Raw genomic sequence first — 22,650 nt, 5'->3', positions numbered from 1 at the left:
GCCTAAACCGCTGACATCCTAGTGCCGCTCGCCCCGATGGGCAGCAAAGGCGATATCGGCCGCCCGCGCCCGTGGCGTCATCGAGCGCGCCCGATAGGCGTCGATATCCTCGACGGTCGACGGTCGTCCGAAGAGATAGCCTTGCAACTGGTCGCAGCCCGCAAGGCGAAGAATGACCGCCTGCTGCTCGGTTTCGACCCCTTCGGCCGTAACGGGAATGTTGAGCGACCGCGCCAATGCCACAGTCGCCTGCAGCATCTCGACCGCCCGATGGCCATCACCCAGGCTCTGGATCAGCGACCGGTCGATCTTCATCCGGTCAAAGCCAAACTGGCGGAGATAGCCGACGCTTGAGAAACCGACGCCAAAATCGTCCAGCGCGATCCGCACGCCGATGCGCCGCAAGCGATCGAGCGCCATGCGCGCCCGCTCGGCATTCTGGATGAAATAGGTCTCGGTCATTTCCAGCACGACGCGCTGCGGATCGACATTTGCCTGTTCGAACAAGTCCTCGACGCGGCACACAAAGGCCGGATCTCGGAACTGGCCGGGCGAAATATTGACCGAGAGCTTGATGCCCGGCCAGCGCTTCAGCTGCGACAGCGCCATATCAAGTACGCAGAGCCCGAGGCGGTCGATCAGACCACTGGCTTCGGCAATCGGAATGAAGACATCTGGAGACACAGGTCCATGGCCGCGTCGCGTCCAGCGAGCCAAAGCTTCGACGCCGACCAGATCGAAACTGTGCGCATCGACGATTGGCTGGTAGACGACGGAAATCTCGCCATCCTGGATCGCGGCCCTGAGGTCGAGTTCCAGCTGGTTGCGCATCTCACGAGCGTCGTCCATCCCCGCATCGTAAAAGGTCCAGCGTCCGCGTCCGCCATCCTTGGAGGAATACATCGCCATGTCTGCACGGCGGATCAGTTCGTCCGCATCGACATGCCCCCCGGAAGACACACAAAGTCCGATACTGCAGCCTACAACCACCACGCGGTCGCCAAGCAACAGCGGCTCGTTGAAGAAGGACAGGATCGCTTCTGACAGGACTTCTGCCCGCGCCTGGGCATCCTCCCCCTTCAGCACGATTGCAAACTCGTCGCCGCCAATCCGCGCAAGAGCCGACGGATCGCCCGCAAGAACCGTCAGACCCGCAGCCACGGCGCGGATCAGGCTGTCACCGGTGGCATGACCATAGGCGTCATTGATCTCCTTGAAACCGTCGAGGTCGAGATAGATCAGCACGACATCGTCACCCGTCACCTGCGCTTCCGCGACGCGGGTCTCCAGCATCCTGAACAGACCTTCGCGATTGGCAACGCCGCTCAACTGGTCAGTGAGCGACAAGCGAACGGCCGCCTGCTCATCCGCCCGCAACCGCCGGACCACCATCCAGCCGGTCAGAAGCAGGGTGAGGCAGAACAGGCCAACGATCACCAGCGCCGTTGTCACCAGCGCCTCGACCTGCTGGCGGCTCATGTCGCCGGGTGCACGTGGGCTCCACGCAAGAGCTGCAAGCGGTACGCCCGAAGGGGATTCAATCGCGACCCGATGAGTGGAGCGGGTGGAGGCAGGAACCAGGGACAATCCCGGCAGGACATAGGCTGCTGCGTGCCGATCCACGGTGCCGGGCGTCAGGTGGCGGATGAAGACGAGATAGGCCCGCCGTTCCGGCGGGACCTCGATTTCGCCCGACTTCTTGCGAATGAGCGCAACACCGGCAGCTCCAATGCCCTTGTCGGTGCGCACGAAGCCGGAGACTTGCGGCGTGCCGCCCGCCTCCCGCGACTGCACTTCCTTCAGCATCGCCTGAATGTCTTGCCGAAGATATCCCCCCAAGCCGCCGGCAATCGGACTTCCGTCGGAATAGGCCATCAGCGATCGCCCTGCGCGATCTAGAAGGATCGCCACGTCGAACAGGTCGCTGTCATAGGTCATGTCGCCGAAATTGCGATCGGACCAGTCGCTCGGCGACGGATCATAGACGTTGTCAGCCGCATCATCCCAGGCCGCATAGTCGTTGAGCGTCGCATCGAGCTGATAGCGGAAGGTCTGGATCGCCCCGCGAATTGTCTCGCGTGACCGCTCCTCATCGAGGTGGTTTGCGTAGCTCGCGACACGATCAAGTGCGGTGACGACGATCAGGGTCACCGTCACTGCGACAACCGCCGACAACAACAGCATCGCTGCGACCGCGAACCGTCTGTTGAGGTGGGCCTTGAGCCCCGTCTGTACTGCCTCGTGCCGCATCGGGTTGACCTTCAATCGAATTTTTACCCTGCATTGCAATAGGTTCAATTTGACTTAACAGGTCTTCACTAGATGCTAGCTATATCTAGGGGGCTGGAGGCGGCCAATCTGATCCCACCGCAAGACTTGATATGTGGATTCGCTCGCCGTCACATCAGGGCTTCGGCGGAGCGGATGGTAATCGACTGGCGACTGGTCTCGATCGACCCCTCTCGGCAGAGTGCTATGATCGATCTGCTGACAACTTCGCGAGTTGTGCCGAGCATCGAGGCAAACTCCGCATGGGTCGGTGCCGGATAGATCATGCCCCCGTCGCGTAGCTGGTCGGTTTCCTGCGCAAGCTTGGAAATTGCCCGGCGCAGGCGGTCGTCGGTCTTCATCGTCGCCAGTTCGAAGCTCAATTCGGCAAGCGTATTGATCCGCCCCGCCATCTGCTCGATCAATCGAGCGCTGAGCGGCGGATATTGCGCCATGAGGTCACGAAAAGTCCGGACAGAAAACAGGAGTGCTGAGGATTTCTCCGAACCGGCAGCCACCTCAAGCTGGTTTTCACCCGCCTCGATCAACGACATTTCATAAAACAGGTCGCCCGGGCGAATGGTCTGCAAGGCAAGAAGAATTCCGCTCGGCGAGCAGCGACGAACCACAAAGAGACCACTGACCGCAAGGCCAACCAGCCGCTTCTCGCTTCCCTGCGTCACCACGATCTCGTTCTTGGAATAGCTGCGATGATAACCTCGGGAAACGATCGTCCGGATTGCCTGAGGGTCAAGCCCGCGAAACAAGGCGCAGGATGTGCCGAGACTGGCGATCTCGCTGCCCGATGGACGCGGGCTGGCAAAGGCAGACTTGGTGCGATCAAGGCGATAGGACGTCATGATGCAAGGGACCCGTGTTCTGTTACAGATGGCAAGCCGGCCGCCAACCCTGAAGCGGATGACCGGTGCACTTCCAAAAATGGCCGGGAGGCAGGGCCTCCCGGCAGCGGACGCGGATCAGCTCGCGCTGAGCATTTTGGCGATGGCGATAGCGTCGGAGATCGTGTCGACACTGTAGATCTGCATGACGCCCTGTGTCGTCGCAGCCTGCGCCAGGATGTTCTGGTTGTTCTGGGCCGTGACCGAGTTTTCGAACATCAGGCCGGTCGAATGCGAGGCAGCCTGATACAGCGAGCCCATGGCCATGGCCGGTGCTTCGCCCACAACCTTGACGTTGGCCTGGGTAACGGCATCGGTGATCACGGAATTGACGGCGGTCGGGGTAGTCATATGTTCACTCCTTGGTTAGCTTTGGCTTCAGGACCTGATCGCGGCGCAATCAGGGGTTCTCGGTGCCGCCTGCGCAGCACGAGTTCGGGTGTCCGAGAAGGACCTGGAATGGGTGTCGAACCGTCGCTGTCCGCCATGACCCGGAGAGAGGTTGCGCTCCACTCCGCCGGAACGGCCCCGTCTGCTCCGGCGGGCGGTCGGGCACACTGCCAACCCTCCGCCCGGCGACGGTTCAACCTGGTATTCGGGAACGCATCAGGGCAACCATCCCGGCGCGCGGCTCACCGAGAAGAAGACTTGCCAGCGCCACGGCATCGGCAACGGTATCGATGGTGCTGACCTGCTTGGCGCTCTGCGCAAGGCCGGACAGGGACAGGGTATTGATATTGCCATGCGCCTTGACGGCGTTGGCGAACATAAGTCCGGTCGAGTGCGAGGCGGTGAGAAATTCCTGCCCCATGGAATAGGCGGGGCTATCGGCTTCAACGATCTCGCCCAGGGCGCCCGCATCGCTGTCGACGTCCATTGTCTTTCCCTTTTCTCCAGCGGTCGGCATCTGCTCTTCCCCTTTGTGACAATGATTGAAGTCTGCAATTCGTCGAGGACCTACTGTCCCCGTTTTTGCTGGGCAGTGCGTTTCAGTGCCTCGTATCGCTCCTGGAATTTTTGCATGCGGTAGTTGAGTTGGTCCTCGCGCGCCTTCATCGAGGCCATTCTGGTCTTTTCGTCCATGCCCGCGGCGACCGCACCGCGCCCCAGAAGATCACTGACCAGAGGCTGTCCATTCGGCCCGGCCGCCTGCGATCCCAAGGCAGCCATTCCCTGATCCCGGATCTTTTGCAGATCCTGAAGAAGCGGCGCGAATTCCTTGAGAACCACCGCCACCACTGTATCGATGAGGATGCGCGGTATCTCCGGTTCGGTTGCACCGCTGTTTCCCGGCAGCGTGATCTGGCCTGGGACCAGATCCATATTCACCTCCGGCAATTCCAGCACCTGAGGCTTTTCCGGCACGACGGGCAGCGGAATCCCCGGCTCCTTGATCTTCTGCGTATCGTCGAGTAGCGCCTTGACCCGGTTGAACACCACGGCCGCGACGGTATCGATGAGCAAGGTCGGGATATCCGGTTGCGTGGTGGTCCCAGTTGCCGGTGGCGTGGTCGGATCCGGCGGCGCCGGCGACAGAACCGCGGCTGGATCAGCGCTCGGCGATGCCGATGGTTCGGTACCGGTCTGGTCGCGCAGCTCTGCTGATGAAGTCTCCGTGTCCATCTCAACCTCCCTTGATGCTGACGAATTGTTTGGCGAGACTTGCAATGTCGGTGGCAAAGGCCGTGGTATCCTGTTGCGACGCCTTGATCTGGGTCAGCAACGTCTTGCCGGTCTCCTGCTCCGATGAGACGCCACTGGCGATCATCGCCAACGCCTTACCGGCGGCGGCCGTATAGATCTGCTCCATCCCCTGCAGGTAGGTCCGGGTATCCTCGCCCAGCATCGAGACGACCTGGCCGAGCGCTGCGGACGCAAAGGTCTCGACCGTTGCATCCGATATCCCGATCAGAGGACCGCTTGGGGGTGTCGTGCCCCCACCAGACCCATCACCTCCGGTGTCACCGAGCTTGTTCGTGGCTTTCTCGTCCGTTTTGCTTTCGAGCCTTAGACCGTCAGGTTGAGTATCGGCCGACAAAGGCTCAGTCGTAAGCGACATCGGTGTGCCGGATACGGGTGCCCGCGGCGCAACTGGAACCACCGACGCAGGCGGCTGAGCCGGATTGGAATTGCCAGCCGCAATCGGCGGCCCTTGACGGGTCTGAGCCTGCGCCATCTGAGCCCCATTCGACACCTGCCCCGGACCGGGATTGCCACCGGGCGGAACGGCAGCAATCCCGGACGGCCGAACGGAAGGTGCAGCGGCGGAGACTGGGCTGACACCAAGGCGAACAGGGGCGGGCGCAGCCTGGGATGGGGCCGATGATGGCGCCACCGGAACAGGGCGGACTGTAGCGGCGGCCGGCGGCACCGATACGGCTCCAGCCGGCGCTGCGGTCTGCATTGCCGCTTGAGGTACAGAATTGGCTGCAAGCGCGGCCGCCACAACGGTCGGAGGTGCGGCCAAAGGAGGTCCCGGTTGCAGCAGAGGAGCCGGCTCGGTCCTCGACTGCGCAACCGCCTGCTCCTTTCTCTTCAGCATCCACATGACTTCATCCCGATCATTTGGTGATAGAAGCCGCCACACGCGGCCAAGGCTCAAAACACACTGACAAGGGTTGCGAGATACGCGGCAAGATCTCCCGCTCTCTGCGAAACGGTCCTTCCGCTAAGGCGCCGCTGGCGGCTTGTTGAGGAGTGCCAGAGCATTGGCGATGACCGAGGGCGCGAGCGTATTGATATTTTGCTGCGCCGCCGTCGCATTTTGCATGGAAAGTGAATAGGCATGGCCGGCGGCCTGGTAGAACATGCTGACCGCGACACTCGGAGCCTCGGTCATCACGGATGCAGTTCCGTTTCCAGTCTGTGGTGCACTCATCGCGACTAACCTGCTCTAAGCTGCTTCATTTTCTACGTCTGGTGGACAAGGCGGTTGTAAATTAGCGATCACATCAGTTCTGTAGCTTTTGGTACATGTTTAATATTTTATGCAATTATAGATAGTCACATCCTGTCACAATCAACCAGCCATATGCGCCATTTCGCCTTCCCTGCAGTCCAGCAGGAAAGCCTATCCATCTGATAAGAATGCAAGAATCTCGATTGAGGCCATTGCAACCTCGAGCAAGGCAACAATCTCCCAACGGAGGTTTTCCACAACCTTGCACAGAATGAAGCATGCGTACTCTTGGTTGTATTTTCCTCTTGGGGCGATGCCGTGTTTACCCGACATGAAAAAGGGCCCTGGAAATCCAGAGCCCTTGCAAGCATTTTTGGAACAGCGGTCCGATAAAGAGGATATCAGGCAACCACGGACACGAACTGGTCCTTCGGACGGCGGACCTTCTTCAGGCCAGCCAGCCAATCCCCTTCCGCAGCGCGATAGCCGAGCGGCAGGATTGTGACCGATCGCAGGCCCTTTTCGCGAAGGCCAAGGATCTCGTCGAGTTTGGCCGCATCGAAACCTTCCATCGGGGTTGCATCGACGCCTTCAAAGGCGGCAGCGGCCACCGACATGCCAAAGCCGATATAAGCCTGACGGGCGGCGTGCTCGAAATTGACCTCGGCCTCACGGCCCGGATACATGTTGAGCAGCATCTGGCGGTAGTTTTCCCAGCCTTCGTTCTTGAAGCCACGCTCCTCATTGACGAGGTCGAACATGTCGTTGATGCGGTCAGTCGTGTAATTGTCCCAGGCCGCGAAAACGAGAAGGTGCGACCCTTCGGTCACCTGCGCCTGGTTCCAGGCAATTTCCTGGATTCGGGCGCGGACCTCAGGATTGGTCACAACGATGACCTCGAAGGGCTGCAACCCGCTGGAGGTGGGCGCGAGACGCGCCGCCTCGATAATGCGCTCGACCTTGTCTTCGGGAACGCTCTTCGTGGGGTCCATCTTCTTGGTGGCATAGCGCCAGTTCAGCTTTTCGATTAGTGCGGACATCAGGATCTCCATCCAGGTTTCGACCCTTGGTTCGCCTGGGAGGCATTGGCGAGACGCACAAGGTCTGGTATTGATTAGTAACCAGGCCTAGATAGGGAACCCAAAGAAATGTGCAAGCAGGCACATTTCTGATACCAGGTTTCACGAGGAGAACCGAAATGTGTAACGGCTATGATCCGGCCAAGTGTACGACGGTCAGCGAGATGCTGGCGCGGCTCGGTGACAAGTGGACCGTACTCGTGATCATGATGCTGGATGACGGGCCACAGCGCTTCAGCGATCTGAAACGCATGGTCGTTGGCGTGTCGCAGCGGATGCTAACCCTCACGCTGAGAGCGCTGGAGCGGGACGGGATTGTCGAGCGGACAGTCCACCCGACCGTGCCGCCCAAGGTCGAATATGCCCTCACCGATCTCGGACGATCCTTCTCAGCGCCGGTCAAGGCTCTGGGCGGCTGGGTCTTCTCCAATCACGAGGACATCCAGTCTGCCCGCACCCGCTTCGACGAGCGGAATGCGGAAGCCGGAGCGAAACTCATAAAGCTCGGATAACGCCCACGATGACGGCGACTAGTCAGCCTTGAAATTTCCCTTGGGAAATTCGGCTGCCAGATCCCGATACCACTTGCCGCTCTTCTTGATGGTGCGAACCTGGGTGTCATAATCGACATGCACAAGGCCGAAGCGCATCCGGTAGCCTTCCGCCCATTCGAAATTGTCCATCAGCGACCAGGCGAAATAACCCTGCATCGGATAGCCCTCGGCGATCAGATCAGCCACCTTGTCGAGATGTTCGGCGTAGTAATCGAGCCGCGGCTGGTCATCGACCTCGCCGCCTTCGACCTCCATATTGTAGCAGGCGCCATTCTCGGTGATGTAGCAGACTGGCAGATCGTAACGGGCATAGAGCCGCTCGACGAGCGACTTCAGCGCCGGCGCGTAGACTTCCCAGCCAATATCGGTTTTCACATCCGACACAGGTGCTGCATTGACGGTTGCCGGGAATTCGGCACCCGGCGTCGGATCGTCAGAGACCCGCATCGGTGTGTAGTAGTTGAGCCCCCACCAATCGAGCGGCTGGCTGATGATGGACAAGTCCCCCTCTTCGATCTTCGGCATGCGATGGCCAAGGGCCGAGAGGAACTCGGCCGGGTACTCGCCCTTGAAAACCGGATCGAAGAAAACGCCATTGTGGAACTGATGCGCCCGCTCGGCCGCCGCACGATCCTCCGTGGCCTCAGACCCTGGCAGCGTCTCATGCGCGTTGAGCACCAGCCCGACCGGCACCTTGGGCGCCACTTCGCGGATCGCCTGGACCGAAAGCCCATGCGCAAGATTGGTGTAGTGCAGCGCATGAAGGGCCGCATCCATGCTGCGCTCACCCGGCGCATGCACGCCATAGAGATGGCTGAGCCAGACCGAGCACCAGGGCTCGTTGAAGGTCGCGACCGCATCAAGCCGGTCACCGAGGCGTTCCATCACCACCTTGGTGTAACGTTGGAAACCCTGCGCCGTGGGGCGCGCCGTCCAGCCGCCCTCACCCATCAGCGAAAGCGGCAGATCCCAATGGTAAAGCGTCGCATAGGCCTTGATGCCGCGTGCCTTCAGGCCATCGACAAGGTTGTCATAGAAATCGAGACCCTTCTCGTTGATCGGGCCCGCCCCATCAGGAATGATCCGCGGCCAGGCAATCGAGAAACGATAGCCGGTGACGCCCATGTCCTTGATCAGATCGAGATCGCTTTCCCACCTGTTGTAGTGATCGCAGGCCACATCGCCATTGTGGCGCCCGAACACCCGCCCCGGCATGTTGGAAAACGCATCCCAGATCGAGGGCTTGCGACCATCGGCCTTCGACGCCCCTTCGATCTGGAAGGAGGCGGTAGCGACACCGAACAGGAAGTCACCGGGAAAACGTTCGGCAAGTGCCTTGGGATCGATCATCGACAGGTCCTTCGTCTCGTCTCGGCGGGCGTGCCGCCGTGCAAACATCGCTAGCGGTTTAGGGCAAAGCCGCAACGGGGTGAAGACAGCGCGGCGAAAAAACTGCAACGTTGTAGGTGGAGGCCTTTTACCTCACAGAGATCAGTCAAAAATGATTGCATCCAAAAATAAATGCAACCATTGATGCAGACAGCAATCTTAGCCATCGCTAAGATGGACAAGTTCACTCTCGTTCAGGATTGGCTGGAGCACTCAATGGCACAGAAACAACTGCAACTGAACTTTATCAACAACACGCCGTATCACGGGCACGAGGTCTTCATCAGCTTTCAGAACGGCGCCCCGGGCACCACAAATTTCGACGTGACCTACGGGAATGGGAAATCCGTTGAGATCAAGCCCCACAACCTGATGTCGGAGCCCCTGAGCCTGAAAGACATAGGCCCAACAGGGCTGACGATCAATCAGGCCGTCTCGATCCTCGTCTATGTTTCCTATGGCAATGCGCTGCAATCGCGCACCAGTGCTCCCACTTTCATCGGCGGCGGGATGGATTACCAAACCCTGTTCCAAACCTTTGAAATCACAATGACGGGCAATGCCGGCGACCAGGGTGATATGACCGCGATCAACTACTTCACAGCGCCGATGGAGATTGCGAGTTACGCCGCCGATGGCACCCTCATCCAATCAGTCGGATACACCGCCGACGCCAACACCATCGCGGCGAAACTGGGTGCCAGTTCCTCGCCGCCTTGGGGCGCTTTGGTGAAAGACGCAGCGGGTGATTGGGTGCGGTTTATCGGTCCCTCCTCCTACGCTCCGCCGCCTGCCACGCCCTATCAGAGCTTCATTCCCTATCTGCAATCCGTCCATGCAGCCGGTCAGTTGACGAAGATCGTCAACTCCAATGCCTTTCTCTATAAGTCTAAAAAAACACAAAAGACCACAAACTACATACTAACACTCGACCACGTGGCCACAGCAGCTGCCAATGGCTCGTTGACCTTGAATGGGGAAATCCACACCACGATCACGGGCGATAGCAGTGCACAAGGGCCGACCTTCAAAGAATGCAACGCGACGATATCCGCTGTGGATCCCGTCAGTTACAACACGGCTATCTACGGCCAGGTCATCAATTCGGCGGTGACATTTTCAGGATTGGGCTGGAGCAAACTCTCAAGCCAGGTAAAGTCCTGGGATCTGGAAGATCAAGCGGTCGAGCTGACAACGCAGAAGCTGTTGATCGGCGAGGTAACAACAGGCCTTCTGCTCGGTCTGATCAACAGCAATACGGTGCCCGCAGGCCAGGACGTCGCGCTCAAGGACATGAAATCCGATGCCTGGTGGAAGCTCTCTCCGCTGCCGGCCTTCCGCGAGGCGCAACCGGATCATCCCTATTATAACACGTATGCAGCCGAGCTCTTCGCGGCCTCTACCAATCAGGTCTACTCTATTCCCTTCAGCGATCGCCTGGGCAACGGCCCGTTGATCAACACCGTGTCGTACAACGGCCAGGACGTCGCCAACTGGACCGTGACACTCCTGCCACCGCTTTCCGCAGGGGGATAGGTAAAAGCCAACGGGAACCTCCCGGCTTCAGCACCGGGAGGTTCCCGTTGGGCGTTTAAACCTTCACCCAACCGCCATTCTTCTTCGACGACTCGATGCAGGCCGTGACAAAAGCCACGCCCTTCACCCCGTCATCCACCGTCGGATAGACCACGGCCGGATCAACGGCCGCTCCCGTCCGCGCTGCTTGGATGGCGTGAGCCGCCTCGGTGTAGATCGTCGCAAAGGCTTCCAGATACCCCTCCGGATGCCCCGACGGAATGCGGGTCACACGGGCAGCAGCAGAGTTCGCCCCAGCGCCACCACGGGTGATCAGCTGCTTGGGCTCGCCAAGACGGGTGTACCAGAGATAGTTCGGATCGGCCTGCGTCCATTCGATGCCAGCCTTGGTGCCATAGACCCGCACCTTCAGCCCGTTTTCATGGCCAGTCGCCACCTGGCTGCACCAGAGCATGCCCTTGGCCGGCATTTCGCTGCCCTTGGCTTTGAACCGCAGCATCACATGGGCGTTGTCATCCAGACGACGGCCTTCGACGAAGGTGTGCACATCAGCCGCCAGTTCGTCCAGTTCAAGGCCGGAAATGAAACTGCCGAGGTTATAGGCATGGGTCCCGATATCGCCGGTCGAGCCGCCGACGCCGGATTGTGCCGGGTCGGTGCGCCAGACGGCCTGTTTCGCCCCGGTCTGCTCGACCGGTTCGGCCAGCCAATCCTGCGGATATTCCATATGCACCAGCCTGATATCACCGAGATCACCGGATGCCACCAGTTCGCGGGCATGGCGGACCATCGGATAGCCAGTATAGTTATGTGTCAGGATGAAGAGGGCCTTCGCCTTGTCGGCCACCTCTTTCAGAGCCTTTGCATCCTCCAGGTTCGAGGTCAGCGGCTTGTCGCAGATGACGTGGATGCCTTTTTCAAGGAAGGCCTTGGCGGCAGCAAAATGCACATGGTTCGGCGTCACGATCGAGACCGCCTCGATGCCATCAGGACGCGCCGATTCCTTGTCCGCCATCTCCTGGAAGGAGGCGTAGCAACGCTCCGGATCAAGGCCGAGATCGCGCCCCGAAGCCAGCGACTTCTCCGCCGTCGACGACAGCGCACCCGCGACCAGATCATACTGATCGTCGAGCCGGGCGGCCATGCGGTGTACGGCACCGATAAACGCCCCCTGCCCGCCGCCGACCATGCCCAGACGGATTTTTGCCGCGCGGTGTTCCGATTTGCTCGCTTCAATCGCCATAGTGTTTTCTCCCTTGCTATCCTTGAAGCCCCCTCTGGCTGCCGCCATCTCCCCCACAAGGGGGGAGAGCGATCACCGCAAGCGTCCCTTTTCCTGTTTGGCATATGGCACCGTGGAGGAGGGCTCACAGGCCGGCGGCAAAGCCCCTCCCCCTTGTGGGGAGGGGTTGGGGAGGGGAATAAAGCTGACTACAGCCCCAGCATCCGCCGGTTCGCCGCATCATCCGTGCCGCCGGCGGCAAAATCGTCGAAGGCATGTTCGGTCACGCGGATGATATGCGCCTTGACGAATTCCGCCCCTTCGCGGGCGCCGTCTTCCGGATGCTTCAATGCGCATTCCCACTCGACAACAGCCCAGCCGTCGAAATCATTGGCTGCCATCTTCGAGAAAATCGCACCGAAATCGACCTGGCCATCACCGAGCGAGCGGAAGCGCCCTGCCCTGTTGACCCAGCCCTGGTAGCCGCCATAGACGCCTTGCCGGCCGGTCGGGTTGAATTCCGCGTCCTTGACGTGGAACATCTTGATGCGGTCTTTGTAGATGTCGATGTTGTCGAGATAGTCGAGGCACTGCAGCACATAGTGCGAGGGGTCGTAGAGCATGTTGGCTCTGCTATGGTTCTTCACCCGCTCGAGGAACATCTCGAAGGTGACGCCATCATGCAGATCTTCGCCTGGATGGATCTCGTAGCAAACATCGACGCCCTGCTCCTCGGCATAGTCGAGGATCGGCAGCCAGCGGCGCGCCAACTCGTCGAAAGCAGTCTCGACCAGACCGGCCGGACGCTGCGGCCACGGATAAATGTAGGGCCAGGCCAGTGCACCGGAAAAGGTCGCATGCGCCTTGATGCCGAGGTTGCGCGACGCCTTCAACGCGTATTTGACTTGGCTCACGGCCCATTCCTGCCGCGCCTTCGGATTGCCGCGCACCTCGGGTGCGGCAAAGCCGTCAAAGGCCTCGTCATAGGCCGGATGCACAGCGACCAGCTGGCCCTGCAAATGGGTGGAAAGCTCGGTGATCTCGACGCCATTGGCCTGCGCCACACCGGCAAGCTCGTCGCAATAATCCTTGGAGTCTGCAGCCTTTTTCAGGTCGACCAGCTGGCTGGCCCAGGTCGGAACCTGCACGCCCACATAGCCCTTGTCGGCGGCCCATTTGGTGATCGCATCCCAGGAATTAAACGGTGCGGCATCGCCCGCAAACTGGCCGAGAAAGATTGCCGGCCCCTTGATCGTCTTCATGAATTCTCCTCCCTGAGATCCCTGCAACGTTTCCGTAAACGATTACAGGAGATGGATTTTCGATACAACCGCAATGATGCAGCCCTTCAAACATCTGCCCGGGATAACCCGGGCAGAGCAGTCTTTGCGGTGTGGTTGGATCAGAACGGCGAATCCGGGAAGTAGTAATTCTTCGCGTTTTCCGGCGTGATCAGCGTGGCGTCGAGCGTATAGGTGCCATGGACCGGAACGCTGTCATAGATGGCCGCAGCCGTCAGCTCCATCGCCGTGCCGACCATCGATGGCGGATAGAGCACGTTGACCGGCACCATCTTGTCGCCATCCTGAACCTTCTTGATCATGTCCTTCGAGCCCGCACCACCAATGATGTACTGGATATCGGTACGACCGGCCTGTTCGATCGCCTGCAGCACGCCGACAGCCATGTCGTCATCCTGGCACCAGACCACATCGATCTTCGGATATTTGGTCAGGTAATCCTGCATGACCTTGAAAGCATCGTCGCGATTCCAGTTTCCGAACTGGCGATCGAGAACCTTGACGTTGGAGCCCTTAATGCCTTCATCGAAGCCATCCTGTCGCTGCTGGTCGATCGGGATCGGCAGGCCGCGGATGATGACGACTTCCGCATCTGGTGAGGTCTTGGCAATGTATTCGCCGGCAACCTTGCCGAGCGCCGGGTTGTTGCCGGCGACATAGAGATCACGCACCGTATTGTCGTTCACCGACGGGGCACGGTCGACGATGGTGACGAAGTGACCCTTGTTCTTCACTTCCTTCATCGCGTTGACCAGCGGATCTGGATCGGTCGGCAGGATGACGAGCGCGTCGATGCCCTGGATTTCCAGATCCTGCACGGCATTGGCCTGGGTTGCCGGATCAGCCGAGGTCTTGACGATGACGTTAAGGCCCGGATGCTCCTTCATCAGGAGTTCGGCAACGCGGTTGGCATGATAGACGACGCCTGCGGTCCAGCCGTGGTCGGCAGCGGGAATGGAGACGCCGATGGTCTTGGTCTCCTGCGCCTGGGCCGCCGTGAAGATCGAGGTCAGCGCCGTCATCGCGACAGCGAGACCCAACAGTTTCTTGTGCATTGGTTTCCTCCCAAAGTGACAAAGGGTCGACTGATGAACGGACCGGGCGACCCTCCTCTGCCCGGCCGTTTCGTTACGCCTTGCGCGCCAGCGACCGCTGGACGAGCATCGCGATGATGATGATCGTGCCCTGAATGGCGCCGATCAGATATTCGGAGATGAAGTTGGACAGCAGCATGATGTTGCCGACGAGTTCGAGGATGAAGGCACCGCAAATCGTGCCCCAGACGCGCCCCGCGCCCCCTTTGAGCGCAGTCCCGCCGACGACAACGGCGGTGATCGCCTGCAACTCCCAGAGAATGCCCGTAGTCGCCGAGGTCGAGCCAAGGCGCGGCACATAGAGCAACACGGCAATCGCCACACAGAGACCCTGGATAACGAAGGCAATGGTGCGCACCCGGTCAACGGCAATGCCGGAATAGCGCGCCACATCACGGTTCGAACCGACGGCGACGACATGGCGGCCATAGCGTGTGCGGTAAAGAATGACCGCGGCAATCGCTGTCACCACGAGGATGATGACTATCGGCACAGGTAGGCCGAGGATCGAGCCGAAATAGACCGGTCGATAGACTTCCTGCTGGGCCGGATCGCTGAGCGTGATCGCGCCGCCTTGGGAAAGCCAGGTTGTCAAGCCGCGATAGATGCCCATCGTGCCAAGCGTGGCGATGAAAGGCTCGATCTTGCCGACAGTGGTGATCAGACCATTGGCAAGGCCGCAGAGCGAACCGATGATGATGGCAAGCGCCATGGCAGCCGCAATCATCAGCGTCGGATCGGCAATCACGCCCGAATTCATGAACAGGATCATGAGGCTGGCGACAAAGGCCACCATCGAGCCGACCGAAAGATCGAGATCGCCCGAGGAGATGACGAAGGTTGCCCCGACAGCGATGATCGCGATGAAGGCGGAGCGCGTCGCCACATTGGCCAGATTGTTGAGCCCGATGAAATTGGGGTTCACCAGCGCGCCGACGATCAGCAGGATCAGCAATGCGGCAAAGGGGGCGACGGCCCGCAGATCCACATCACGCCAGCTGCGGCGGCTGCGGCTTTCCGGTGTCGTATCAGTCTCGGCAGTCATATGGTCCCGTCTCCTCCCGGATGCCCCTTGTGCCTGGGGCTACTCCGTCCATCAAATTCCGTTGTTCAACTTGCCATCTGCCGTTTCAGGCCGGCGGCATAGCGCATGATCACCTGCTCGGAGATCTCCTCACCCTCAAGCACGCCGACCAGCCGGCCCTCGCGCATCACAGCGACCCGCGTGCAGAGACCGATGACCTCAGGCATCTCAGAGGAGATGACGATGATCGAGCGCCCCTCTCGGGCAAGGGCTGCGATGAAATGATAGATCTGCTGCTTGGTGCCGACATCGATGCCGCGTGTCGGCTCGTCGATGATGATCACGTCAGGTTCGACTTCCATGATCTTGGCGAGCAGCAGCTTCTGCTGATTGCCGCCTGACATGCGCCCGACCCGGACCTTGTCGTCGCGAACGCGGATATCGAAGCGGCGCTTGGCGCGTGCCATGGCTTTCGCCTCGCTGGCTGGGTCGAGATAGCCGTGGCGAACGTGATTTTCCATGGATTGCAAGGTCAGGTTCGCCGTCATGCCCTCGCCGAGCAGCAGGCCCTTGCCCTTGCGATCCTTGGTCATATAGGCGAGCCCGCGCCGGTTCGCCTCGCGGAAATCGCCGGCGTCGAGGACCATGCCCTTGAGCCGCACCTCGCCAGACAGCCTCGGCCTTAAACCCGCGACCGCCTCCATCAGCTCCGTCCGGCCAGAGCCGATGAGCCCTGAGAAACCCAGCACTTCGCCGCGCTTGAGCTCGAAGCTTGCGTGCTTGACGAAGCCGGTCGAGAGATCCTTGACCGACAGCACGATCTCCTCGTCGACATTGGGCTCATGTTTGCTCGGATAGAGGCTGGACAATTCGCGCCCCACCATCAGCTGGGCAATGGCCTCACCATCGAGCGCAGAGGTCGGCGCCGTCTTCACCCATTGCCCATCGCGCAACACCGTCACGCGGTCGGTCAGCTCCATCACCTCGTCCAACTTGTGAGACACGAAGACGAAGCTGGTGCCGCCGGCGCGCAGTTTGCGCACCTGGTCGAACAGCACTTCCGTTTCCTCGCGCGACAACACCGCGGTCGGCTCATCCATGAAGACGATGCGCGCCTTGCGGCTGATCGCCTTGGCAATCTCGACCATCTGCTTGTCGGCCACCGCCAGCGAACTGATCAAGGCATTTTCATCGATATGAGAACCCAGCTGATCCAGCACCCGGCGCGCCTCAGCCCGCATCACCTTGCGATCGAGCATGCCGAAACGTGTGACTTCGCGACCGAGAAACAGGCTCTCGGTGACTGTCAGATGGTCCGCGAGATTGAATTCCTGGTGGATGAGCACGATGCCCAGCGCTTCCGCAGAGCCATTAGCGGGCAGGATCACCGGCTCGCCGTCGAGCAGAATGCGCCCAGCCGTTGCCTGCTCGAAACCCGAGAGGATCTTGACCAGCGTAGATTTACCCGCGCCGTTCTCACCCATCAACGCATGGACCTCACCCGGCAACACGTCGAAATCGACGCTGAACAGGACCTGGACCTCACCGAATGATTTGGAAATACGCTCCGCCACGAGCACGGGTGTCCGCGCCTCGTCCCCAGCCAATGTCATGCAATCCTCCCGGCGGCTCCTCAACCGCTATGACCTTTGTGTAAACCTTTACATGGATGATGTAAAGGTTTACATCAGTCAATCATGGGGAGATTTAGGACCCCACCGTCTTTCGCAGGCGCAATAGGGAAGGTAAGGTCTCCAACGATTCCATGCGGATAGGGGGATGAAGCCGCGTGCAGAATTCAGCACCAGCGACGATCGAGGATGTCGCACGTCTTGCAGAAGTATCGATCGCAACGGTGAGCCGCGCGATCCACACGCCGGACAAGGTCGCCAAGTCGACCCGCCAGCGCGTCAACCAGGCCATCGCCATCACCGGCTACACGACCAATGCCATGGCGCGCTCGCTGCGCATGGGCCGGTCGAACATGATCCTGATCCTCGCCCCCGATATCGGCGACCCGAACTTCTCGTCCACGCTGATCGGGCTTGAGAACGAAGCGCGCGCCCATGGCTACGGCGTGTTGATCGGCCATACCCAGAACGACCCGGAACGTGGGCTGGAATATCTGAAATTCCTAAGCTCCGGCCAGGCCACCGGCCTTGTGCTCTTCACGGGCCACGAACCCTTTGGCCATCAGGTGCTCGGCACCCGCCTGCCACCGTCGGTCGCCGTGTTCGAGCCGGTCTTCGGCTCGAAGATCTCCTATGTCGGCGTCGATGATGTCGCCGGTGCGCGCAAGGCCGCCGAACACCTGCTCTCCGCCGGCCATCGCTCGATTGCGTTTATCGGTGACAGCAAGACCAGGCTCGGCCACCAGCGCCGCCGCCAGGGGTTCGACAAGGCGCTGGACGCCGCACGCATTCCACCGGCAAACCGCTTCGTGCTGGAAGGCGATGGCACAATTGAAAGCGGCCGCCTCGCCGTCGAGCAACTCTTCGTCCGCGACACCCTGCCCACCGCCTTCATGTGCGTCAACGATGCCACCGCCGTCGGCGTGCTCAGCGGCCTCACCGCCCGCGGCTATAACCTGCCGCACGATTTCTCCGTCATCGGCTTTGATGACGTACCCCAGGCCACCTATGTTAATCCGGCACTGACCACGATCCGCCAGCCCCGCACCGCCATCGGAAAACAGGCCATGGCCCTGCTGATCCAGCAGCTGTCAGAGCGCCCGACTGAGCGGGAGGAAATCCTGCTGATGCCAGATCTGATCGTGCGCGGATCCGTGGCAGGTCCGGTGAGGCGATAAGGACCGAGCGTCGAGAAGATGCGGAGTGGACCTATCCTCAGACTTGGCCGTTAGTGTCGGATCATCCTATTATGTTGGGAACAACCCGTGACGCCCGCTGGCGCCACCAGACATCGCTATCGGAGACTATTGTGAGCGTAGCTTTCACCAAGGAAGAGAGTTCGGAAACCGCAGCGGAACTCCATCTGCCTGACCGCCCGATCTCGCAGCATCCCAACCTCGTCACCGCGGATGGCCTGAAACGGCTGGAGGTAGAGGCAGAGGAAGCACGCATCGCCTATCTCGCCGCCCAGGCCGTCGAGGATGTCAACGAGCGCCGCCGGCAGTCGGCCGTCCCCTATCGCGACTTGCGTTATCTGACCGAACGCCTGCGCACCGCCCAGGTGATCCCAGCCCCCGAAAGCAACGCCATTGTCGCCTTCGGCAGCAAGGTCACATTTGAACGCGACGATGGTCGCGTGCAGACCTACCGCATTGTCGGCGAGGATGAAGCCGATCCGAAGACCGGCTCGATCTCGTTTGTCTCGCCAGTCGCCGCCCGCCTGATGGGCAAGGCGGTGGGTGACGTGGTGAGCGTCGGCGATCAGGAGTTGGAGATCACGGCGATCGCGTGAAGACCCGACGGCTTGACAACCGTACCGCCGGTCCAATGCGCTCAGCTTCGGACCCGCAGATATCGCTGTACAATTGGGGCGCCCGCGCCGCGGATGGTCATGCGCGTTTCCATGTGATCGCCGTCGCAACTCACGTCGTAGATCATCGGCCCACCCGGTGTCATGGGAGGAACGGGGACCGAATTCGACCCGCCTGAACTGTGGACGGTGACCTGATTTCCGTGGACCTCGGCAGAGGTGGAGAGCTGCAGCTTGCCCTCGGCGGTCATCTGCCATGTGCCGGTGCCGGAATATCCAAGGCCGGACGTATCCCCACCGGTGATCACAGCATCATCGGTTTCCAGGCTGGCAGCCAGCGAGGCCGCAGCGGCAAAGCGTCCATCGGGCTGGAATGTCACATATCCGGTCCGTTCGACAACCGGCATCCGAACATTGGCAGGCAGCTTTTCGCGCATCCATTCGGCCATACCGTTTCCATCGGTTTTCCAGGAGCCGACGATACAATCTTCTTGCGCCCGGGCGGCTGGCGCAGAAAGCGCCGCACCAAGGAGTGAGCTCATCAAGGCAACCATGACTTTCATCGTGAGATATCCTCGCAGAAATCAATTTACAGCTTTTGGATGCAGTCCACACGCGATGGCTCGGGCTTGCCCCACGGCAGTTGCCGGCGGACCAGAGCCGCTTTGAACCCACGGGATCGATACATCAACCGCAAAAGCAGCAGAAACCGAACCGGTCGGAGAATTCGGAACCCTTTGAGGAGTGACGGCTGACGGCCACTGACCTCATCCAAAATTTCTCGCAATAAGTGTACCAAAAGCTGGAATAGACGGCAATCTGGCGGAAGCGGGTGCTGTGATCCGTGACGATCCGGAGAGAAAAATCATGAGATTTCGATAGCTTCTTGCGACCGATGCCGAGGGAATTCGAATGCATGGCTACGCGTCGCACACCGCGGCCCTCGGCTGGAAACCCCGACGATAAAAAAGCCGGGACGCTTGCGCGCCCCGGCCTTGAACCGTTGAACGGCCGATCAAACGTAGCGGTTGACCACGTTCTCCAGCAGCTCCTGCTTGCCGGAAACCGGCTTCGGGTTGACGTTCTGGGCTTCGACGCGAGCGGCGATCGCATCGAGGCTTTCCTCGCCGCGCAGCATCTTCTGGTTCTCGGCCTTGTCCCAGCCGGCATAACGGCTGTTGAGCGGGCCGGAAAGCGCCTTGTCTTCCACCATTTTCGCCGCCGCCTTCAGGCCGCGGGCGCAGCAGTCCATGCCGCCGATATGGCCGATCAGCAGGTCTTCGGCGTCGAGTGACTGGCGGCGCAGCTTGGCGTCGAAGTTGGTGCCGCCCGTCGTGAAGCCACCGGCCTGCAGAACCTGGTAATAGGCCAGCGCCATTTCCGGCACATTGTTCGGGAACTGGTCGGTATCCCAGCCGGACTGGTAGTCGTTGCGGTTCATGTCGATCGAGCCGAAGATGCCGAGCGCATTGGCAAGCGCCAGCTCGTGCTCGAAGCTGTGACCGGCAAGGATCGCATGGCCCTGCTCGATGTTCACCTTCACTTCCTTTTCAAGGCCATAACGCTTCAGGAAGCCATAGACCGTCGCGACGTCGTAGTCATACTGGTGCTTCGACGGTTCCTGCGGCTTCGGCTCGATCAGGATTGCGCCCTTGAAGCCGATCTTGTGCTTGTATTCGACGACGAGATTGAGGAAGCGGCCCATCTGGTCGAGTTCGCGAGAAAGATCGGTATTGAGCAGCGTCTCATAGCCTTCGCGGCCGCCCCACAGGACATAGTTTTCGCCGCCGAGCTTCTGCGTCGCATCCAGGCAGGTCTTCACGGTCGCGGCCGCAAAGGCAAAGACGTCAGGATCCGGATTGGTGGCCGCGCCCGACATGTAGCGGCGATGCGAGAACATGTTCGCCGTGCCCCAGAGCAGCTTGACGCCGGTCTCTTCCTGCTTCTTGGCGAAGTAGTCGACGATCTCGTTGAGGTTCTTCGTGTTCTCGGCAAAGCTGTTGCCCTCAGGGCGAACATCGGCGTCGTGGAAGCAGTAGTAGGGCGTGCCGAGCAGCTGGAAGAATTCGAAGGCGACATCGGCCTTCAGCTTCGCCGCAGCCATCGTATCCTCAAACCAGGGACGCTCAAACGTGTTGCCGCCGAACGGGTCAGTGCCCGGCCAGACAAAGGTGTGCCAATAGGCAATCGCAAAGCGCAGATGGTCTTCCATGCGCTTGCCGAGGACAACTTCGTCCGGATTGTAGTGACGGAAGGCCAGAGGATTGGTGCTGTCCGGGCCTTCATATTTGATCTTCTGGATATTGCCGAAGAAACCTGTGCTCATGGGATACTCCTCCTTGGTGTGGTGATTTTTCAAGTCCCCTCCCCAACCCCTCCCCACAAGGGGGAGGGGCTAGACCTGCCGCCGACCAATTGCCGGAGTGCCGGCCTCTTGGTTTTCTCCCCCCTTGTGGGGGAGATGGCCGGCAGGCCAGAGGGGGTATTTCTTCAAATTCCGCGGATCGCCGGATAAAGCGCCCGGTAGCGGCCATAGGCCGTCTCGTAGGCCCCAGTCAGCGCCTTGACCGGCTCGACCGTCTCAGCCGTCTTCGGCGCCGTGCAGACCGAAAGCGGATCAGCCCCGGTCGCCGCAATCAGCCCAAGCCGTGCGGCCCCGAAGGCAGCCCCGAAATCACCGTCAGCTGGAATGTCGACGGACATGTCGAGTGCCGTTGCGATGGAAGACAGCCAGTAGCGCGAGCGCGATCCGCCGCCGATCGCCGTCACGCGGTTGATCTTCGTGCCAGCGGATTTCAATGCTTCCAGGCTGTCCCGAATGGCAAAGGTGACGCCCTCGAGCACGGCCTGGGTGAGCACGGCGCGATAGCTCTCATGGCCAAGCCCGATAAAGGCGCCGCGGATCTTGGCGTCATTATGCGGTGTGCGCTCGCCCGAAAGATACGGCAGGAAGGTCACGCCTGATGGCGCCTTCAGCGTGTCGCCGAGTTCGGCCGTGAGATCGCCGGCCGACTTGCCGGTCACGCCCGAATGCCAGTTCAGCGCATCGGTGGCCGAGAGGATGACGCCCATCTGATGCCAGGTCTTCGGAAGAGCATGGCAGAAGGCGTGGACTGCACTTTCCGGCTTCGGGAGATAGGAGGCGTTGGCTGCGAACAGCACGCCAGATGTGCCGAGCGACACGAAAGCCTGACCTTCGGCAACCGTACCCATACCGCAGGCAGATGCTGCATTGTCCCCTGCTCCGCCGGCGACGACAACATCAGCACCCAGCCCCCACTTCGCTGCCAGTTCCGCGCGCAAAGTGCCGGCGCGATCCGTACCTTCGACGAGACCCGGCATCTGTTCGACGGTCAGGCCCGTGGCTTCCAGCAGTGCCGGCGACCAGGCACGCTTGCCGGTATCGAGCCAGCTGGTGCCGGCCGAATCCGACATGTCGGAAAGATACTCCCCCGTCAGCCAGAGCCTGAGGAAATCCTTGGGCAGCAGCACCTTGTGCACCCGGGCAAAGACGTCAGGCTCGTTGTTCTTCACCCAGGCAAGCTTCGGCGCGGTAAACCCGGGAAATACGATATTGCCGGTCAGTGCCCGAAAACGTGGATCGGCATCGAGGCTCGCTGCCTCGGCATGGGAGCGCGTGTCATTCCACAGGATGCAAGGCCGCAGCACCTGATCGGCCGCGTCGATCAGCGTCGCACCATGCATGTGGCCGGATAGGCCAATGCCCTTCACCGCCGCCAATTCCTTCGGATGTGTTGCCTTCAGCGCCGCAACGGCTTCTTCCGTCGCAGTCAGCCAGTCAACTGGCGCCTGCTCCGACCAGCCCGGATGCGGCCGCTGCACGGTAAGGGCCGCATGGCCGACGCCAACCACCCGCTGGTCGCCATCGATCAGCATCGCCTTGACACTCGACGTGCCGAGATCCAGTCCGAGATACATGGGGT

Annotated in this window: 21 protein-coding genes; 4 read left to right on the top strand and 17 right to left on the bottom strand. The window is 60.5% G+C overall.

What is annotated here, in order from left to right; genetic code table 11:
- Positions 1-18: 18 nt before the first annotated feature.
- The 8 genes from IP76_RS04900 to IP76_RS04870 form a co-directional block, all read right to left on the bottom strand.
- The gene (locus IP76_RS04900) at positions 19-2,250 is read right to left on the bottom strand and encodes an EAL domain-containing protein (protein ID WP_054157059.1); all 2,232 of its coding nucleotides are present in this window, start codon (positions 2,248-2,250) and stop codon (positions 19-21) included.
- Positions 2,251-2,399: 149 nt separating this feature from the next.
- On the bottom strand, positions 2,400-3,128 hold the full coding sequence (locus IP76_RS04895; protein ID WP_054157058.1) for a Crp/Fnr family transcriptional regulator: 729 nt from the start codon (positions 3,126-3,128) through the stop codon (positions 2,400-2,402).
- Positions 3,129-3,245: 117 nt separating this feature from the next.
- Complete coding sequence (locus IP76_RS04890) at positions 3,246-3,518, bottom strand: RebB family R body protein (protein ID WP_054157057.1); 273 nt, start codon at positions 3,516-3,518, stop codon at positions 3,246-3,248.
- Positions 3,519-3,750: 232 nt separating this feature from the next.
- Positions 3,751-4,074 carry a RebB family R body protein gene (locus IP76_RS04885; RefSeq protein WP_054157056.1) on the bottom strand — a complete coding sequence of 108 codons (324 nt, stop codon included), beginning with the start codon at positions 4,072-4,074 and terminating at the stop codon, positions 3,751-3,753.
- A gap of 50 nt (positions 4,075-4,124) precedes the next feature.
- The gene (locus IP76_RS04880; RefSeq protein ID WP_156318475.1) at positions 4,125-4,631 is read right to left on the bottom strand and encodes a hypothetical protein; all 507 of its coding nucleotides are present in this window, start codon (positions 4,629-4,631) and stop codon (positions 4,125-4,127) included.
- A gap of 160 nt (positions 4,632-4,791) precedes the next feature.
- A complete protein-coding gene (locus tag IP76_RS23070; RefSeq protein WP_156318474.1) occupies positions 4,792-5,709 on the bottom strand; it encodes a hypothetical protein in 918 nt (305 codons plus the stop codon).
- 126 nt (positions 5,710-5,835) lie between these two features.
- The gene (locus IP76_RS22720; RefSeq protein ID WP_082352409.1) at positions 5,836-6,045 is read right to left on the bottom strand and encodes a RebB family R body protein; all 210 of its coding nucleotides are present in this window, start codon (positions 6,043-6,045) and stop codon (positions 5,836-5,838) included.
- 422 nt (positions 6,046-6,467) lie between these two features.
- The gene (locus IP76_RS04870) at positions 6,468-7,106 is read right to left on the bottom strand and encodes an NAD(P)H-dependent oxidoreductase (protein ID WP_054157386.1); all 639 of its coding nucleotides are present in this window, start codon (positions 7,104-7,106) and stop codon (positions 6,468-6,470) included.
- A gap of 158 nt (positions 7,107-7,264) precedes the next feature.
- Between IP76_RS04870 and IP76_RS04865 the strand changes: the two genes are divergently transcribed.
- Complete coding sequence (locus IP76_RS04865; RefSeq protein WP_054157053.1) at positions 7,265-7,657, top strand: helix-turn-helix domain-containing protein; 393 nt, start codon at positions 7,265-7,267, stop codon at positions 7,655-7,657.
- A gap of 18 nt (positions 7,658-7,675) precedes the next feature.
- Here IP76_RS04865 and IP76_RS04860 read toward each other — a convergent pair whose 3' ends face one another.
- Positions 7,676-9,049: a GH1 family beta-glucosidase gene (locus IP76_RS04860; protein WP_054157385.1), complete on the bottom strand. Its 1,374-nt coding sequence runs from the start codon at positions 9,047-9,049 to the stop codon at positions 7,676-7,678.
- Positions 9,050-9,304: 255 nt separating this feature from the next.
- On the opposite strand from IP76_RS04860, the gene IP76_RS04855 reads away from it, so the two are divergent.
- The gene (locus IP76_RS04855; RefSeq protein WP_156318473.1) at positions 9,305-10,624 is read left to right on the top strand and encodes a hypothetical protein; all 1,320 of its coding nucleotides are present in this window, start codon (positions 9,305-9,307) and stop codon (positions 10,622-10,624) included.
- Positions 10,625-10,679: 55 nt separating this feature from the next.
- Here IP76_RS04855 and IP76_RS04850 read toward each other — a convergent pair whose 3' ends face one another.
- From IP76_RS04850 to IP76_RS04830, 5 genes are all read right to left on the bottom strand, one after another.
- Positions 10,680-11,867 carry a Gfo/Idh/MocA family protein gene (locus IP76_RS04850; RefSeq protein ID WP_054157051.1) on the bottom strand — a complete coding sequence of 396 codons (1,188 nt, stop codon included), beginning with the start codon at positions 11,865-11,867 and terminating at the stop codon, positions 10,680-10,682.
- Between the two features lie 188 nt (positions 11,868-12,055).
- Positions 12,056-13,108: a sugar phosphate isomerase/epimerase gene (locus IP76_RS04845; protein ID WP_054157050.1), complete on the bottom strand. Its 1,053-nt coding sequence runs from the start codon at positions 13,106-13,108 to the stop codon at positions 12,056-12,058.
- 140 nt (positions 13,109-13,248) lie between these two features.
- A complete protein-coding gene (locus IP76_RS04840; RefSeq protein WP_054157049.1) occupies positions 13,249-14,202 on the bottom strand; it encodes a substrate-binding domain-containing protein in 954 nt (317 codons plus the stop codon).
- Between the two features lie 73 nt (positions 14,203-14,275).
- Positions 14,276-15,286 (bottom strand): ABC transporter permease, encoded by a 1,011-nt coding sequence (locus IP76_RS04835; protein ID WP_054157048.1) that lies wholly within the window; start codon positions 15,284-15,286, stop codon positions 14,276-14,278.
- Between the two features lie 65 nt (positions 15,287-15,351).
- On the bottom strand, positions 15,352-16,878 hold the full coding sequence (locus IP76_RS04830) for a sugar ABC transporter ATP-binding protein (protein ID WP_054157047.1): 1,527 nt from the start codon (positions 16,876-16,878) through the stop codon (positions 15,352-15,354).
- 176 nt (positions 16,879-17,054) lie between these two features.
- On the opposite strand from IP76_RS04830, the gene IP76_RS04825 reads away from it, so the two are divergent.
- Positions 17,055-18,074, top strand: a complete 1,020-nt coding sequence (locus IP76_RS04825) for a LacI family DNA-binding transcriptional regulator (RefSeq protein WP_054157046.1) — start codon at positions 17,055-17,057, stop codon at positions 18,072-18,074.
- Positions 18,075-18,205: 131 nt separating this feature from the next.
- On the top strand, positions 18,206-18,688 hold the full coding sequence (gene greA / locus IP76_RS04820; protein WP_054157045.1) for a transcription elongation factor GreA: 483 nt from the start codon (positions 18,206-18,208) through the stop codon (positions 18,686-18,688).
- Between the two features lie 41 nt (positions 18,689-18,729).
- Here the strand turns inward: greA and IP76_RS04815 are convergent, their stop codons facing one another.
- The 3 genes from IP76_RS04815 to xylB form a co-directional block, all read right to left on the bottom strand.
- Positions 18,730-19,269 (bottom strand): hypothetical protein, encoded by a 540-nt coding sequence (locus tag IP76_RS04815; RefSeq protein ID WP_054157044.1) that lies wholly within the window; start codon positions 19,267-19,269, stop codon positions 18,730-18,732.
- A 452-nt stretch (positions 19,270-19,721) separates the two neighbouring features.
- The gene (gene xylA, locus IP76_RS04805; RefSeq protein ID WP_054157042.1) at positions 19,722-21,032 is read right to left on the bottom strand and encodes a xylose isomerase; all 1,311 of its coding nucleotides are present in this window, start codon (positions 21,030-21,032) and stop codon (positions 19,722-19,724) included.
- Positions 21,033-21,196: 164 nt separating this feature from the next.
- The gene (gene xylB, locus IP76_RS04800) at positions 21,197-22,645 is read right to left on the bottom strand and encodes a xylulokinase (RefSeq protein WP_054157041.1); all 1,449 of its coding nucleotides are present in this window, start codon (positions 22,643-22,645) and stop codon (positions 21,197-21,199) included.
- Positions 22,646-22,650 lie beyond the last annotated feature (5 nt).

The sequence above is a fragment of the Rhizobium sp. AAP43 genome (assembly GCF_001296045.1).
GTDB lineage: Bacteria > Pseudomonadota > Alphaproteobacteria > Rhizobiales > Rhizobiaceae > Allorhizobium.
The sequence above is the reverse complement of the archived record's forward strand: the minus strand, read 5'-3'. Positions and strand labels throughout refer to the sequence as shown.